The sequence below is a fragment of the Bradyrhizobium sp. MI1.7 genome (genome assembly GCF_055811795.1).
This window is the reverse complement of the sequence record NZ_JBVVPO010000001.1, coordinates 17680-32788: the sequence shown is the minus strand read 5'-3', so window position 1 is coordinate 32788 and position 15109 is coordinate 17680. Positions and strand designations below refer to the sequence as shown.

Below are 15109 nucleotides of genomic sequence, written 5' to 3'. Positions count from 1 at the left end.
CGCAAGACAATGCTGGCTTCCATTACCGATGATCCGTCGATCCTGGTCTGTGCGGATCTCCAGGTCGAATATCTGACCCCCGGGCGTCGCCATGTCATCCTCGACGGCGAAGCCGCCACCGTGCGCTGCCTGGAGCTCCTGACACTGTGGCGCACCAATCTCTGGCCGGTGATGCATCTGAAGCGCATCGCCCAGGCGGCGTGGTTCAATCCGGCATCCAGGCTGACCGATTGGATCGCGGAGGCGAAGCCGCGACCCGGCGAAATGACTTTCGAGCACCCGTTGCCGTCGGCCTACAGCTCTTCGCGGTTCGTGGACTACATGTCCAATATCCGCAATGTGCGCTGCATTCTGGTCGGCTTTTCCCTGGACGAAACCATCCTGGCCACCGCCGTCGACGGGTTTCACCGCAGCCATCGCTACCAGATCGTCGCTGACGCCGTGGCCTGCCGGCAGCCGGGCACGGGCGATGCCGCCGTCTACAAACAGTCGGTGGTGAATGTGATCGGGAATTTTGCTACAGTCCATGCCAGCGCCGAACTGATCAGAACCAGCGGCGCCATCGCGGTCTAGGCGGCCGTGGTCGGCGGATGGATGGGGTGGGACATTGTCACGGGGGGACGAGCTCAAGGAGCTGGCAAGCGATTTGTCGCGTGCTGTGGAGACGGCGCGCAGCGTCGGCTTGCCCACGACGGTCTATCTGCTCTCGATGGCGCTGGTGGAGGTGAGGGAAGCCGCTCGCGCTGCCGACGAAGAGGATGACGACGGCGCGGCGTAGGGTTTCGGGCCTGCGGCGAAAGCGTTTCTCTCAGGATCGGCCGATGGCGCGCATCAGGATATCGGATGCGTCATCAGCGTTGTCGCCCGCGTAGGCGACGAATTGATCGGGCCGCACCAGGATCAGCCGCGCCTCGTATTTCTCGCGTCCGCCTGATGCGGTGTCCCTGATCACCGTCAGCGGGATGCCAAGCCGCGCGGCGGCTTGCTCGAGAGCTGTTGCCGCGGCGCCGTCCGTCAGATCGATCAAGGTGAAGCCGTCGCCCAATTCCTCGAACACGTTTTTGCCTGACGACAGAGGTTGCGGGGTGAGATGATGACCTGCGCGCGCCGGATAGGCGTGCGAGCCGATCGCGCTGCAGACAGCGCCGGCCGGACCAAAGACGATTGGTGACCCCTCGTAATTCGGCTCGAAGGCGTTGACCTCGGCGCGCGCGCCGGAGTGCCGCTCGTGCCAGGCGGCCTCGAAATCCGCCCGATCGCGCGCTGGATCGTGCCGGCGAAGAAAATCGCGGTCGCGGAAGATCGGCGTCTCGATGAAATCGCGCGCGGTGGACGCAAACACCGGACGCCGCTCGGCATCGTAGCTGTCGAGCAGACCGGCTGGCGCCCAGCCTTGCAGCGTCGCGGCGAGCTTCCACGCCAGATTTGCGGCGTCCTCGAAGCCGGTGTTGATGCCATAGCCGCCGTAGGGCGGATGGCTGTGCGCGGCATCTCCGGCGACGAAGACGCGGCCGGCGCGGTAGCTGTCCGCGACCGTGAAGCGAAGATCCCAGAATCCGATGTGCTCGAACTCGATGTCGAATTGTGCGCCGGCGGCATCGTGCAGCAAGCGTCGGAAATCGAAATTGTCGGCGGTGGTGTCCGCGGGAACGGGGGCATGGAAGAACCAGGTGCTGCCGAGATCGACCCGGCCGAAGAACTTCCAATAGCCCTCGAGGTCCGGATGCAACACGCTGTAGAACGACTTGCCTGGAAAGGCCTCGAGCAGTCGATGCAATTCGACGGAGCGAAACACCAGCAGCACCATCAGCCGATCGTGGTCGGAGCGGGTCTGGGTGATGCCGGCGCGTTCGCGCACGATCGATCGGCTGCCATCGCAGCCGATCACGTAGTCGGCGCGAAGGCTCTGTATCATCCCGTCGCGATTTTCGATGTCGAGGCCCACGCCCTCGGCGTCAGGCCGGACATCCCGGCAGGTCCAGCCGTATTGCAGGTCAATGGAGGGAAGCTGTGCCGCCCGTTGCCGCAACACGGCTTCGGTCGCGTATTGCGGCAGGCGTTCGTTGTCGGTGAAATAGAAGGGGCGGACGAGCTCGCGCTGCAGCCAGTTGTAATTGTGGCCGCTGAGCAGCGTCCCGTAGCTGGTCATTCCGCCGATGCCGTAGTCGGGAGGAATGGTGCGGGCCGCGCGCAGCGCTGCCTCCGCGCCCCAGAAATGGAAATGCTCCATCGTCCGCTGCGTGAGGTTCTGTCCCTTGGGGATCGGCTGCGGCTGTTCGTGGCGTTCCACGACGATGGTCTTGATGCCGCGCTGGCCAAGGCCGATCGCCAGACCCATCCCGACCGGTCCGCCGCCGACGATCACGACGGGCGCGTCGCTATCCGCTGAAGCCTGCCTCACATCGCTTCCCCACGATTGTGATCGCGCGAGGCGCGATCGCTCGTCCTCATGAGATGTCGTACAGATCTCGTCAAGTAAAATCTCAAATAATGAGATTATTATGTCGCAGCCTCGGAGATCTGCCGGGCCGCTTCGCGGACCTCCGCGCTGATGCGATCGATCAACTCGCCCTTGGCATGTGGTCCGGCGATCGTGATGCAGAGGCTCGCGATCGGGTAGCCCGCATCGAGGATCGGCGCGGCGATCCCGACCGCGCCCGGTGTCACTTCGCCAAAGGCAACGGCGACGCCGGCGCGCCGCACGCGCTTCAGCGCTGCCAGGATTTCGTCGGACGTGTCGCCGACGCCGACGCTGCGCAGATCGGCGGCATAGCGCGTCACCAGTGGCATCACGCGTTGCTTGGGCAGAAAAGACATGATCGAGCGCGCGATTGCGCCGCGTCCCATCGCCATCGGTCGGCCGCGCGGATAGCTGCTCACGGGATTCACGACGGAGGCGATTGAAGCCACGCACAGCATCTTTTCCCCATACCAGCGCACGACCAGGGCCGTACAGGGGTGCGCGGCCGACAGCCGCTCCAGATGCGGGGTGGCTGCTGCGATCAGCGGATCGGAGCGGCGGCTGAGATAGTCCATCTCCACCACGCGCGGGCCAAGCGCGAACCGGCCACCGCGCGTCGGCATCACGAAGCCGCTGTCCTTCAAGCTCTTCAGATAGCGATACAGCGTCGGCCTCGTGTAGCCGAGCTCCTTCATGAGCTCTTCGGGCGACCATTGCGGCCGTGCCTCGGTGAAGAGATCGAGCACGGCAAGGACTCGATCCTGACTGTTTGCTTTGACCAAGTGAGATTCGATCCAGCTTCGCGTATTGGCCGTGATACCCGCATTCGCGCCGACCGCAAACGGTGGCACGGTAGTGGCTTGCCTTCGTTATAATCTCACTATAAGAGATTTTAAGAAGAATAATAGTGCATGAGCTGCCGGGGGAGGGGTTGGGCATGGCCGTCACAGCTACGGATGAGATCGTGTCGGGCACGGTCGACGTTCCCGCCTATGTCGATCGTCAGCCGGTTGGCGCCTTTCAGATCCGGGTTCTGCTCGTCTGCGCCGCGGTGCTGTTCATCGACGGCTTCGACACCCAGGCCATCGGTTATGTCGCGCCTGCAGTCGCGCAGGAATGGAAGCTGGCACGCGGGAGCCTCGGACCGGTGTTCAGCGCGGGGCTTCTGGGTCTCATGATCGGCGCCCTGATCTTCGGTCCGATGGCCGACAGGATCGGTCGCCGCCGCATCATCCTCGCAAGCGTGCTGGTGTTCGGCATCGGGACGCTGCTCACCGTGTTCGCGGTGGACACGACCTGGCTGATCGCGTTGCGCGTTCTGACCGGTCTTGGTCTCGGCGGTGCAATGCCCAATGCGATTGCGCTGACCTCCGAGTTCAGCCCGCATCGCCGCCGCGCCACCATGGTCATGATCATGTTCGCAGGCTTTTCGATCGGTGCGGCCCTGGGCGGGCTGCTGGCGGCCGCCATGATCCCCGCTTTCGGCTGGCGCTCGGTGTTCCTCGTCGGCGGCCTCGTGCCGCTGCTGCTTCTGCCTTTCCTCTTCAAGGCGTTGCCCGAGTCGATCCGGTTCCTGGCGATGATGGGCGGCCGCGACCGCGAGGTGGCGAACCTCCTGCAAAAGATAGCCCCGGGGGTATCCTTCGCCGGCAATGCCAAATTCGTGGTCCAGGAGCCCAAATTGTCGGGATTGCGCGTCGCGCATTTGTTTGCAGAGGGCCGCGCATCGGTGACGGTTCTGCTCTGGGTCGTGTTCTTCATGAGCCTGCTCGACCTGTATTTGCTGTCGAACTGGCTGCCCACCGTGCTGAACGATCTCGGCGTGTCGGTTTCGGGGGCGGCCGCGATTGGTGCGATGCTCCAGGTCGGCGGCGTGGTCGGCACGTTCACGCTCGGCCAATTCATCGACCGCTTCTCGTTTCGCGCGCTGTCGCTGACCTATCTCGCGGCGGCGGTCGCGGTTGCGGCCGTCGGCATGGCCAGCCATTCGATCGTGCTGGTCACGATCGCGATCTTCGCGTCGGGATTTTGCATCGTCGGGGGACAGATCGCCTCGAACGCGCTGACGGCGACCTTCTATCCGACGGCGATCAGATCGACCGGCGTGGGCTGGGCGCTGGGCATCGGCCGCATCGGCTCGATCGTGGGGCCTCTGATCGGCGGCGTGATGCTGGCCCGCGACATGGGACCGCAGCCGCTGTTTGGCGCTGCGGCCGTCCCGGCATTGATCGCCGCGGCGGCGGCCTTCGTGCTGGCACGGCGAGGCTAGCCGAGGCGATATATCCTGCCGAAGTGCCAGCGCTGCTTTCCTGCAACGCTCGTGTGCGCTTGTTGCCAACGAAATGACGTTGCAAGTTGCGGCCTGCCGCAATAGCCAAGATGTCGACGTTTTCTTTGGACAAGCTCGTCGTTTGGACAGGTCTGCGTCGTGACCTCCAATGACGCACCGTTGAGGAATCCCGCAATGTCCATGCTGCCCAATTCGCAAGAGGCCCGGGATGTGGCCTACCAGCTCCATTCCTATACCAACGCGCGCGCGCATCAGCAGGCCGGTCCGCTGGTGATCGAGCGCGGCGAGGGTCCTTACGTGTTCGACGCGTCGGGCAAGCGCTATTTCGAGGCCATGGCCGGCTTGTGGAGCGTCGGGCTCGGCTTCAACGAGAAGCGGCTGGTCGAGGCGGCGCACAAGCAGATGCTGGCGCTGCCGTTCTACCATACGTTCTCCGCCAAATCGCACGGGCCCTCGATCGACCTCGCCGAGAAGCTGGTGGCGCTCGCGCCGGTGCCGATGAGCAAGGTGTTCTTCACCAATTCCGGGTCGGAGGCTAACGACACCGTTCTCAAGCTGATCGCCTATCGCTCCAACGCGCTCGGCCAGCCCCAGCGCAAGAAGATCATCAGCCGGATGCGCGCCTATCACGGCGTCACCATTGCCTCGGCAAGCCTCACCGGCCTGCCGAACAACCACCGCTCGTTCGACCTGCCGCTGCCCAACATCCTGCACACGGGCTCGCCGCATTTCTACAAGGACGGCGCGCCCGGTGAGAGCGAGGAGGCGTTCGCGACGCGCCGGGCCGAGGAGCTCGACGCGCTGATCCAGAAGGAGGGCCCGGATACGATCGCGGCCTTCTTCGGCGAGCCGGTGATGGGCGCGGGCGGCGTCGTCGTGCCGCCGGCGACCTATTGGGACAAGATCCAGGCCGTCCTGAAGAAGTACGACATTCTGCTGGTCGCAGATGAGGTCATCTGCGGCTTCGGCCGTACCGGCAAGATGTTCGGCTGCGAGACCTATGGCATCAAGCCGGACGTGATGGTGGTCTCCAAGCAGATCACCTCGAGCTATTTCCCGCTGTCGGCGATCATCCTGAACGATCGCATGTTCGAGCCGATCGCGGACGAGAGCAACAAGATCGGCGTGCTCGGCCACGGTTTCACCGCGGGCGGCCATCCCGTCGGCTCGGCCATCGCGCTGGAGAACCTCAAGATCATCGAGGAGCGCGGCCTGGTCGCGCACGCCGCCGAGCTCGGCGGCTACATGCAGGGCAAGCTGCGCGAGCTCACCAGCGATCCGCTGGTCGGCGAGGTCCGCGGCGTCGGCATGATCGCGGCGATCGAGCTCGTGCTAGACAAGGGACGCAAGACCGCCGCCAGCACGCCCGGCGCCGTCGGCGGCATCGCCAGCCGCATGCTCCAGGAGCGCGGCGTGATCTCGCGCAACATGCTGGATGCCATCGCCATCTGCCCGCCGCTGATCGTCACCAAGGCCCAGATCGACGAGCTGATCGCGGCCATTACGGGCGTGCTGAACGACATGAAGCCGGAAGTGGCGAAGCTGACGCCGGCGTAGGCTCTCTCCTCGTCATTGCGAGGAGCCCGCAACAAAATTGCGAAGCAATTTTGCGCGGGCGACGAAGCAATCCAGACCGTCTCCGCGGAAAGATTCTGGATTGCTTCGCTTCGCTCGCAATGACGGCGTTGATGCAGTGAGCCTCGATTTATCACCGTCACCCTGAGGTGCTCGCCTCTTCGGCGAGCCTCGAAGGGCGACGGCCGACTGGCCGCAGCGGGGGCCGCTCATCCTTCGAGGCTCACGCCTCGCGACTCAGGATGACGGTTTAACCGGCTCCACCCGTTGGACCCCGATCACGCGGCCTTTCTCGATCGCGAGCGCCAGCTCGCCGCGCTTGAGCTTCAAGGCGGCGTCGCCGAACAACTCGCGGCGCCAGCCGCGCAAGGCCGGCACGTCGGCCTCGTCGTCCGCTGCGATCTCTTCGAGATCGTCGACAGTGGCGATCACCTTGCTGGCGACCGCGTGGCGCTCCGCGGTCATGCGCAGCAGCACCTTCAACAGCTCGACGATGGCGGCGCCATTGTTGTTGTTGCGCGGCTTCTCCAGCTTCGGCAGCGTCGCAAAGTCCCGCGCCAGCCCGCGCTCGACCGCGGCGACGATGTCCGCGCCCCATTTGGATTTCTCGAACCCCTTCGGCACCGAGCGCAGATGGGCGAGCTTCTCCAGCGTGTTCGGCGCGTGGGTCGCGATGTCGCTGATGGCTTCATCACGCAGCACGCGGCCGCGCGGCACGTCGCGGCTCTGCGCTTCCTGCTCGCGCCAGGCCGCGACCTCCATCAGGACCGCGAGGTCCTTCGGCTTGCGGACCCGCGTCTTCAGCCGTTCCCAGGCGCGCTCGGGGTGGAAGTCGTAAGTGCGGGGCGAGGTCAAAACCTCCATCTCGATGGAGACCCACTCGCTGCGGCGCCGCTTCTTGAGGTCGGCATCGAGCGCGGCGAACACGTCGCGCAGGTGCGTGACGTCGGACACCGCGTAGTGCATCTGCTCTTTCGTCAGCGGCCGGCGCGACCAGTCGGTGAAGCGGTGGGTCTTGTCCGGGCGGTGGCCCGCGACCTTCTCGACCAGCGCGTCATAGGCGATGCTGTCGCCGTAGCCGAGCACCATGGCCGCGACCTGGGTGTCGAACACCGGGTGCGGGATGATGTTGGCCTGGTGCCAGATGATCTCGATGTCCTGGCGGGCGGCATGGAATACCTTCAGCACGCCCTCGTTGCCCATCAGGTCGAAGAACGGCTTGAGGTCGATGCCCTCGGCCAGGGTGTCGATGACGATCGCTTCCTCGGGGCTGGCCATCTGCACCACGCACAGCAGCGGGTAGTAGGTGGTTTCGCGCAGGAACTCGGTATCGACTGTAATAACGGGGTGCTTGGCCAGCCGGCTGCAGGCAGCCGCGAGGTCAGCGGTGGTGGTAATCAAATCCATGAACGGCCCATGACACTTGGTATCAGCCGTTCTGCCGAAAGCGCTGTGATGTCAAGGGGCTCTAAGCGAATTCGAGCCTTGCATCGGGCCGGAATCGTCTCTTTCCGACGAAATTCCTATTCGTAACGGATCCGGTGCGAGGATTTGCGCGCGCAGGGCAGCGCCACCACGACCACGCACATGGCGACCAGCGCCAGCCCCAGGAACTCGAAAACCAACAGATCCACGGCGAAATCTCCAGAAACATTGATAGATTTGTCGGGGGTACGTTGAGGGTCTGTTAATGCTCGTGGTTACCGGCCGCCCGGCAAGCCGGATGGTGGACGGGGAGTTAACGGGGGCGGGCTCGACCATCACCCCATGAGCTTCGGCAAGACGGCGGCGAGCGCGTCCACGGCGGCACGGACTTTTGGCGGAATCCGGGGCGAACGGGGCCACAGCGCGTGGCAGTCGTAGAGGAATTCGGGCTGGCCTTCGAAGAGGCCGACCAGCGCGCCGGTATTGAGACGCTCGCGGACCAGCCAATAAGGCAGCCAGGAGAGACCCATGCCTTGCGCGGCGGCGTCCGCGATCGCCTCCATATCGTCGAGCCTCAGCCGGCCTGAAGGCATGATCTCGCGTGCCGGCTGGTCGGCTTGCGGAAACAGCCACGGCCGGACGCGTCCAGAGCGGCGATAGATGATCGCCTGATGCGCGGCGAGATCGTCGAGCGATTTCGGCTTGCCGTTGGCGCGCAAATAGGACCGCGCGCCGCACACCACCATGCGCTGGCTTGCGATGCGCCGCGTGATCAGACCGGACTGGTCGTCGAGATCGCCGGTCCGGATCGCAAGATCGTAGCCGGCCTCGATGATGTCAGCGATCGGATCGCCGAAGGAGAGGTCGAGCTCGAGATGCGGATATTTTCGCGCGAGCTTCATCAGCAAGGGCGCGATGCAGTGTCGGCCCAGCAGGGCAGGCATGGTCACGCGCAGCCTGCCGCGCGGCGCGGAGAGTTCATCGGCCACGACGGCGTCGGCGGCTTCGGCCTCGCTGAGTACCGTGCGGCAGCGCTCGTAATAGACTTGGCCAGCTTCGGTCAGGCTCTGGCGCCGCGTGGTGCGGTTGAGGAGGCGGACGCCGAGGCGTTCTTCGAGGAAGCGCACATGCTTGCCGACCATCGGCCCCGACATCTCCAGGGCGTCGGCCGCTGCTGCGAACGAGCCGAGATCGACGGCCCGGACGAATACGGCCATGCTGGTCAGGCGGTCCATGATTGAAAACTCCTGGTTTCGACTGTTCGCGCATTCGGGCCATTTATCCACTTCGGTGGGATCGGCATAGCTCCATTCAGTTCAACTGTTTTGGAGTGTATCCATGACCCGCGTCGTTCGCTTTCACCGGTATGGCGGTCCCGAAGTGCTTTGCATCGAGACCGTCGACGTTCCACCGCCGGGAAAGGGCGAGGTGCAGATCCGGGTCAGGGCACTCGGTCTCAACCGTGCAGAGGCCCTGTTGCGGACGGGCACCTATATCGAGACCGCGACATTTCCGTCCGGCCTTGGTCTGGAGGCGGCAGGTATCGTCGAGGCCATCGGCGAAGGCGTGGCCGGCTTTGCGCCGGGCGATGCGGTCAGCATCGTGCCGCCGCTGTCGATGGTGCGATGGCCGGCCTATGCCGAGCTTACCACCTTTCCGGCCGAGCTCGTCGTGAAGCATCCGCCCGAGCTTGGCTTCGAGGCGGCGGCCGCGGTGTGGATGCAGTATCTGACGGCCTACGGCGCGCTGGTCGACATCGCCGGACTTGGGCGAGGGGATGTCGTCGCCATCACGGCGGCATCGAGCAGCGTCGGGCTTGCGGCCATCCAGATCGCGAACCGGATCGGCGCGGTCCCGGTCGGCCTGACGCGGACCTCGACCAAGCGGCGCGCCTTGCGCGATGCCGGCGCCGCGCACGTGATCGCCTCGGACGAGGAGGACATCGGAGCGCGGCTCGCGGAGATCGCCGGTTCAAACGGCGTCCGCGTGGTGTTTGACGCCGTCGGCGGTCCCGCATTCGAGCCGCTGACCGCGGCGATGTCACCGGGCGGTATCCTGATCGAGTATGGCGGGCTAAGCCCCGCGCCGACGCCGTTCCCACTCTTCAACGTGTTGACCAAGAGTCTGGTCCTGCGCGGCTACCTCGTGCACGAGATCATCCGCGATCCCGTGCGCCTTGCGCGGGCAAAGGCGTTCATCCTCGATGGGTTGGCGGACGGCAGCTTGAAGCCGGTGATCGCCAGAACGTTCCCGTTCGATGAGATCGTCGAGGCGCATCGTTTCCTGGAGTCGAACAATCAGTTCGGCAAGATCGTTGTGACGATCTAAACGCGCGCGGCGCGTGGCTCACGTCGCGGCGATCAGCCCCCCTCGAATATTCTCTTGCGGGCATTTTCGACATGCGTGCGCATGGCGCGGCGGGCGCCGTCCTCGTCTTGTGCCTCGATGGCCTCGAACACGCGGCGATGCTCCTGCTGCCCCCTGAGAATGCGGCCGCGCGGCTGAATGAGCGACAGGTTGCGGTTGAGATTGACGCCAATGGCGATCTGCTCCCTCAACGACGTCAGCGTCTCGACAAAGAACCGGTTGCCGCTCGCCTCCGCAATCGTGCGGTGGAAGAGGAGATCTTCCTCGACACCAAGGCCGCCCTCGCGCCCTTGGGCGACCATCGTATCCAGCCTGGTCAGCACCTGCTGAATGCGGCGCAGGCTTTGCCTGTCCCGATTACGGGCGGCGAGGGCCGCGGCATCACCCTCGACGGCCATCCGGAACACGAAGCAGCGCTGGATGTCGGGGATGCTACTGACAGGCGCGAAGTCGAAGGCATTGGCGGCCGGGCGCCGCGTCACGAACCAGCCCGCACCCTGGCGTGATGCGATCAGCCCGTCGTCGCGCAATCGCGTCAGCGCCTCGCGAACGACGGGCCGCGACACGCCAAGGAGTTCGGCAAGGCCATTCTCGGGCGGTAGCCGGCAGTTCACGGGAAGGATGCCGATCGCGATCTGACCGAGCACATGGTCGTAGATCCGGTCGCTCAATCGTCCCGTCGAGGACGACAGCGGCAACTCCACGGATTTCATCGCAGGCTTTTTCAAGTCCGGCTCCGCCCGGTTTTGCGTTCGGCTTCCAAACAAGTTTTTGACATTTCAGTCCGTGCACAAGGCGCTCGGCCGCCAGTTTAAAACAGCTACAGAACAGACCGCTTGACAACCAGCGAAGATTTCGTCGATGCTTGCCTTACAAATAAATAACAAGTTGCGCAAAAAATAAAGCGCGTGGGAGGCGAGAATGAAACCGAGGTCAGCAACCCCAATGGTCGCCGCCCTGTTGGGGGCGTGTCTTTGCAGCGGAGCCCTGGCCGCTCCGGTCAGTCTTTCGATCATTGATACCGGCGGTGACCTGGCCTCGGTGCAGACCATCATCGAGAACTACAAGAAGGCGAATCCGGACAAGGTCAGCGAGATCAGAATCCAGCGCGCGCCCGCGCCGGAGCTTCCGGCCAAGATCAAGGCGCAGCAGGACGCCGGACGCCTCGATATCAATCTGGTGCTGACCGGGCAGGATGGCGGCGCACTGCTGGCCCAGAACGGCCAGCTCATCGCCATCCCCGATTATCAGAAGACCTTTCCGCGCGACGGCCTCACCGATGCGGGCAAGGCGCTTTACGACGAGGGCAAGGGCGTCCTGATTCCGTCAGTCGGCAATGCCGGTGGACCGGTGCTGATCTACAATCCGGCGAAGGTGCCGAGCCCGCCGAAGACCGCGCAGGAATTGCTGACTTGGGTGAAGGCGAACCCGGGCAAATTCATGTATGCGCGTCCGGCGAACAGCGGGCCGGGCCGCGCGATCCTCCAGGGCTTTGCCTTCATTCTTGGGGACTCCAAGCCGCTCGACCCCGAAAAGGGCTGGGACAAGAGCTGGGATTTCCTGAAAGAGCTCGGCAAGTCCGTCGAATATTATCCGACCGGTACCGCGATCACGTTGAAGGAATTCGCCCAGGGGCAACGCTGGATGATCGCCGGGATCATGGAATGGGACATGAAGCCGCGCGCGCAGAGCGTGATCCCGCCGGACTCGAAGATCGCAATTTTGGAGAACACGACGTTCGTGGTGGACGGCCATTATTGGTGCATCCCGAAGGGCGTACCGCAGGAACAGGTCGATGTCATCGTCGACCTCATGAAGTTCATGTGGAAGCCGGAGCAGCAGGCGCTCACCTGGAAGGCCTTCATCGGGCCGGTCGTGAAGGCCGCGGCCCTCGCATCGGCGCCCAAGGATATCCAGGACGAGGTGAAGGAGTTCTGGCGTCCTGAATATGATCAGATCGGGACCAAATGGAAAGTATCGCCTCCGCTGGGCGTGACCGAGCTGAGCTACGCGATGGAACGGTGGGACCGTGAGGTCGGCGCCGATCAGGTCAAGAAATAACAATAACCGGGACCAAGACGCGAGGGCGCGCAGGTGCGGCCCTCGCGTGCGTATGCGGGGCGGGGAATGGCCGACTCTATCGATAAGCTGCAGATGTCGATCACCAAGCGTTATGGCGGCAAGGTGGTGCTCGACCACTTTCCGCTGGAGGTCGGCGGCCGCGAGTTCGTTACCTTCCTGGGGCCGAGCGGGTGCGGAAAGTCCACGGCGCTCGGCATCATCGCAGGCCTGGTGCCGCCGAGCGACGGCGAGATCCATCTCAACGGACGACGGATTGACGATGTCTCGCCCGAAAAGCGCGGGTTCGGCATGGTGTTCCAGAACTACGCGCTGTTTCCGCATCTGACTGTGTTCGGCAACGTCGCCTTCGGCCTCTCTCTCCAGAAGCGGCCGTCTGCGGAAATCGAGCAGCGCGTGCGGGACATGCTCGGTCTGGTGCGTCTTGCCGGTTATGAAGACCGCTATCCCGGTCAGCTCTCGGGCGGACAGCAGCAGCGTGTCGCCATCGCGCGCGCTCTTGTGCTGCACCCTCGGTTGATGCTGTTCGACGAGCCGTTGTCCAACCTCGACGCGAAGCTCCGCGTCGAGATGCGCGCCGAGATCAAGCAGCTGCACGCACAGCTCGGCCTGACCTCCATCTACGTCACCCACGACCAGGCCGAAGCTCTCTCGCTCTCCGACCGCATCGTCGTGCTGCGCGAAGGTGTGCTCATGCAGGTCGGGACGCCGCAGGAAATCCACGACCGTCCCAAGAACGTCTTCGTGGCGGATTTCATGGGCTTCCGAAATTTCCTCGATGTGACGCTCGGCAAGGAAGCGGGCGGTATGATCGATGCCGGTTTCAAGGGGCAAATCCTGCAGGCCAGGGCCAGGGATAGCTTCCGCCCGGGCGAGCACGCCGTTCTGGCGATCCGGCCGGAAGATGTGCGTCTCGGCAAATTTGGCGATGGCGTCAACGTGCTGCGCGGCAAGGTCGAGCTGGTCGAATATCTCGGACGCGAGCAGGAGGCCGAGATCGCGCTCGATGGCGGCACAAGGCTCTGGGTGCGCTCGCACGAGAAGCTCGTACTGGGCGAGATGCTGGATCTGACCTTGCCGGCGGACAAGTTCGTTCTGCTGCGTCGCGAGTGAGGGGACAGATCGTGGCCCGCATCCGCTCTGATTCTCGCAGCGAACTGGACCTCGTCGCGATCCTCTGTCTTGCGCCGTCGCTGCTCTACGTGCTCGCGATGTTCGTCTACCCGTTCCTCTACGGGATCTACATCAGCTTGCAGCCGAAGAAGCGCGACGCCGGGATATTCTCGAACTATGTCGCGTTCTTCAACGACGCCTACCAGTACAATACGATCAAGACGACCTTCATGTTGGCGTTGCCGACGACGGTCGCGGTCGTGTTGGTTGCGCTGTTCCTCGCATACGGCATGCGGCGTGGCATCTGGTTCGAGCGCACCATCACGACCATTCTCGTGCTTCCGATCTCGCTCGGTGTCGTCTTCCTGTCGGAAGGGATCCTCGGCTTCTACGGCCACAATGGCTGGCTGAACCAGTTGCTGCTTGCGGTCGGATTGATCCAGAACCCGCTCGAGCTGACCCACAATTCGATCGGCGTCATCTTCTCGCTGTTCATGCAGAACTTTCCGTTCTGCTTCCTGATGTTGCTCGGTTACATCTCCGGCATCGACCCGAGCCTGGAAAGCTCCGCACGCATGCTGGGCGCCGGGCCCTGGACCATCTTCCGGCGCGTCATGTTCCCGTTGATCGCACCGGGCCTGATCATCGCGTTTGCCCTCGTCTTCGTGATGAGCTTTGCGGTGTTTCCATCCGCGGTGATGGTTGGCCAGCCGGCCGGTTCGACGCGGACGATCTCGATCGCGGCCTACCAGCAGGCCTTCGAGCAATATGACATGTCCTACGCATCCGCGATCGCGGTCATCATGGGGCTCTGCCAGCTCGCGGCGCTGGTGGTCATCGTGCTGGTGCGCCGCCGGATGACGATTGCAACAACCATGGGCGTCGGCAAACGCTGAGGGGGCGCCAATGCGCGGACGGATGTGGAAATTGGCGATCTACCTGTTCCTGCTGGGATTCATCCTGAACCTGGTCGGCATCGTGACGCATGTCGTGGTGAGCTCGTTCGCCAAACGCTGGTTCGGCAAGCCGTTGCCGCCGGCGTTCACGACGGATTGGTTTACCTACGCCTGGCGGGAGTTCGAGCTGTCCCATGTTCTCTTCATCACGCTGTTCATCGCGCTGGCCGTGGTCTTCATCGCGCTCGCGATCGGATTTCCAGCGGCCTACGTGCTGGCGCGGCGGAATTTCAACGCCAAGCCGGTCCTGCTGCTGCTCTACTTCCTGCCGCTGCTGATCCCTCAGATGACCTACGGCATTCCGCTTGCCACGACGCTTTATGGGTTCGGTGTCGGCGGGACGGTCATTGGCGTCATTCTCGCCGTGCTCGTCCCGATGGTTCCTCTTGCCGTCTTCATCCTGTTGCCGTTCTTCGAGCAGATCAGCTTGAACCTTGAATGGTCGGCGCAGATGCTCGGCGCGAGCCGGCTGCAGATATTCCGCCGCATCCTGTTGCCGCTGATGCTGCCCGGCATTTTGACGGCGGGCCTGCTGGTTCTCGTGAATACGATCTCGAACTTCGAGCTGGCGTTTCTGCTCGCGGGCGGGGGATCGCAGACCCTGGTCGTCGCGCTGTATTACAACGTCTTCGCTGGCGGTGTGCGGCCGGTCTATTCGATTGATGCGATGGCTGTCATCTACATGTGCACCGTCATGGCTGTGCTGCTGGTCGCATTGCGGTTCGTGCGTCCGACGCAGATGGTGTTCAGGCTCGACGGCAGGCGCAACTGACGCGATCACGGCCCCTGAAATGATTTCGGCGCCCCACACCGTGGAGCGCCGAGGTTGTTTGGCTGATCGCT

At 63.9% G+C, this 15109-nt stretch carries 14 protein-coding genes; 9 read left to right on the top strand and 5 right to left on the bottom strand.

What is annotated here, in order from left to right; all coding sequences use genetic code 11:
* The first annotated feature begins 9 nt into the window (after nt 1–9).
* Nucleotides 10–573, top strand: coding sequence for an isochorismatase family protein (locus tag AC0L3X_RS00140; protein WP_063983663.1), 564 nt, complete (start codon nt 10–12; stop codon nt 571–573).
* Between the two features lie 73 nt (nt 574–646).
* Nucleotides 647–778 (top strand): hypothetical protein, encoded by a 132-nt coding sequence (locus AC0L3X_RS00135; RefSeq protein ID WP_256468603.1) that lies wholly within the window; start codon nt 647–649, stop codon nt 776–778.
* A gap of 30 nt (nt 779–808) precedes the next feature.
* Here AC0L3X_RS00135 and AC0L3X_RS00130 read toward each other — a convergent pair whose 3' ends face one another.
* Both AC0L3X_RS00130 and AC0L3X_RS00125 read right to left on the bottom strand, forming a co-directional pair.
* A complete protein-coding gene (locus tag AC0L3X_RS00130) occupies nt 809–2401 on the bottom strand; it encodes an FAD-dependent monooxygenase (RefSeq protein ID WP_225048801.1) in 1593 nt (530 codons plus the stop codon).
* Between the two features lie 98 nt (nt 2402–2499).
* Nucleotides 2500–3243: an IclR family transcriptional regulator gene (locus AC0L3X_RS00125; protein WP_166096102.1), complete on the bottom strand. Its 744-nt coding sequence runs from the start codon at nt 3241–3243 to the stop codon at nt 2500–2502.
* A gap of 155 nt (nt 3244–3398) precedes the next feature.
* Here AC0L3X_RS00125 and AC0L3X_RS00120 point away from each other — a divergent pair, with 155 nt between their 5' ends.
* Nucleotides 3399–4730, top strand: coding sequence for an MFS transporter (locus AC0L3X_RS00120; RefSeq protein WP_208071750.1), 1332 nt, complete (start codon nt 3399–3401; stop codon nt 4728–4730).
* A gap of 195 nt (nt 4731–4925) precedes the next feature.
* Nucleotides 4926–6308 (top strand): aspartate aminotransferase family protein, encoded by a 1383-nt coding sequence (locus AC0L3X_RS00115; RefSeq protein ID WP_071914591.1) that lies wholly within the window; start codon nt 4926–4928, stop codon nt 6306–6308.
* Nucleotides 6309–6563: 255 nt separating this feature from the next.
* On the opposite strand, the gene rnd is transcribed toward AC0L3X_RS00115, so the two are convergent.
* Together rnd and AC0L3X_RS00105 are read right to left on the bottom strand one after the other, a co-directional pair.
* On the bottom strand, nt 6564–7733 hold the full coding sequence (gene rnd / locus AC0L3X_RS00110; protein ID WP_085402881.1) for a ribonuclease D: 1170 nt from the start codon (nt 7731–7733) through the stop codon (nt 6564–6566).
* Nucleotides 7734–8086: 353 nt separating this feature from the next.
* On the bottom strand, nt 8087–8986 hold the full coding sequence (locus tag AC0L3X_RS00105; RefSeq protein ID WP_354131214.1) for a LysR family transcriptional regulator: 900 nt from the start codon (nt 8984–8986) through the stop codon (nt 8087–8089).
* Between the two features lie 103 nt (nt 8987–9089).
* Between AC0L3X_RS00105 and AC0L3X_RS00100 the strand changes: the two genes are divergently transcribed.
* Nucleotides 9090–10079 (top strand): zinc-dependent alcohol dehydrogenase family protein, encoded by a 990-nt coding sequence (locus AC0L3X_RS00100; protein WP_354131215.1) that lies wholly within the window; start codon nt 9090–9092, stop codon nt 10077–10079.
* Between the two features lie 32 nt (nt 10080–10111).
* On the opposite strand, the gene AC0L3X_RS00095 is transcribed toward AC0L3X_RS00100, so the two are convergent.
* Nucleotides 10112–10846, bottom strand: a complete 735-nt coding sequence (locus AC0L3X_RS00095; RefSeq protein ID WP_207794725.1) for a FadR/GntR family transcriptional regulator — start codon at nt 10844–10846, stop codon at nt 10112–10114.
* A 193-nt stretch (nt 10847–11039) separates the two neighbouring features.
* Here AC0L3X_RS00095 and AC0L3X_RS00090 point away from each other — a divergent pair, with 193 nt between their 5' ends.
* The 4 genes from AC0L3X_RS00090 (at nt 11040) to AC0L3X_RS00075 (ending at nt 15038) form a co-directional block, all read left to right on the top strand.
* On the top strand, nt 11040–12179 hold the full coding sequence (locus AC0L3X_RS00090; protein ID WP_354131217.1) for an ABC transporter substrate-binding protein: 1140 nt from the start codon (nt 11040–11042) through the stop codon (nt 12177–12179).
* A 66-nt stretch (nt 12180–12245) separates the two neighbouring features.
* Nucleotides 12246–13310, top strand: a complete 1065-nt coding sequence (locus AC0L3X_RS00085; protein WP_354131218.1) for an ABC transporter ATP-binding protein — start codon at nt 12246–12248, stop codon at nt 13308–13310.
* Between the two features lie 11 nt (nt 13311–13321).
* Nucleotides 13322–14206, top strand: a complete 885-nt coding sequence (locus AC0L3X_RS00080) for an ABC transporter permease (protein ID WP_028147781.1) — start codon at nt 13322–13324, stop codon at nt 14204–14206.
* Between the two features lie 10 nt (nt 14207–14216).
* On the top strand, nt 14217–15038 hold the full coding sequence (locus tag AC0L3X_RS00075; RefSeq protein ID WP_354131219.1) for an ABC transporter permease: 822 nt from the start codon (nt 14217–14219) through the stop codon (nt 15036–15038).
* The last annotated feature ends 71 nt before the right edge of the window (nt 15039–15109 follow it).

Excerpts from the sequence above, each read along its gene's own strand:
- AC0L3X_RS00140 (WP_063983663.1), top strand. The coding sequence starts at position 10 with ATGCTGGCTTCCATTACCGATGATCCGTCGATCCTGGTCTGTGCGGAT.
- AC0L3X_RS00120 (WP_208071750.1), top strand. The coding sequence starts at position 3,399 with ATGGCCGTCACAGCTACGGATGAGATCGTGTCGGGCACGGTCGACGTT.
- AC0L3X_RS00115 (WP_071914591.1), top strand. The coding sequence starts at position 4,926 with ATGTCCATGCTGCCCAATTCGCAAGAGGCCCGGGATGTGGCCTACCAG.
- rnd (WP_085402881.1), bottom strand. The coding sequence starts at position 7,733 with ATGGATTTGATTACCACCACCGCTGACCTCGCGGCTGCCTGCAGCCGG.
- AC0L3X_RS00105 (WP_354131214.1), bottom strand. The coding sequence starts at position 8,986 with ATGGACCGCCTGACCAGCATGGCCGTATTCGTCCGGGCCGTCGATCTC.
- AC0L3X_RS00100 (WP_354131215.1), top strand. The coding sequence starts at position 9,090 with ATGACCCGCGTCGTTCGCTTTCACCGGTATGGCGGTCCCGAAGTGCTT.
- AC0L3X_RS00090 (WP_354131217.1), top strand. The coding sequence starts at position 11,040 with ATGAAACCGAGGTCAGCAACCCCAATGGTCGCCGCCCTGTTGGGGGCG.
- AC0L3X_RS00085 (WP_354131218.1), top strand. The coding sequence starts at position 12,246 with ATGGCCGACTCTATCGATAAGCTGCAGATGTCGATCACCAAGCGTTAT.
- AC0L3X_RS00075 (WP_354131219.1), top strand. The coding sequence starts at position 14,217 with ATGCGCGGACGGATGTGGAAATTGGCGATCTACCTGTTCCTGCTGGGA.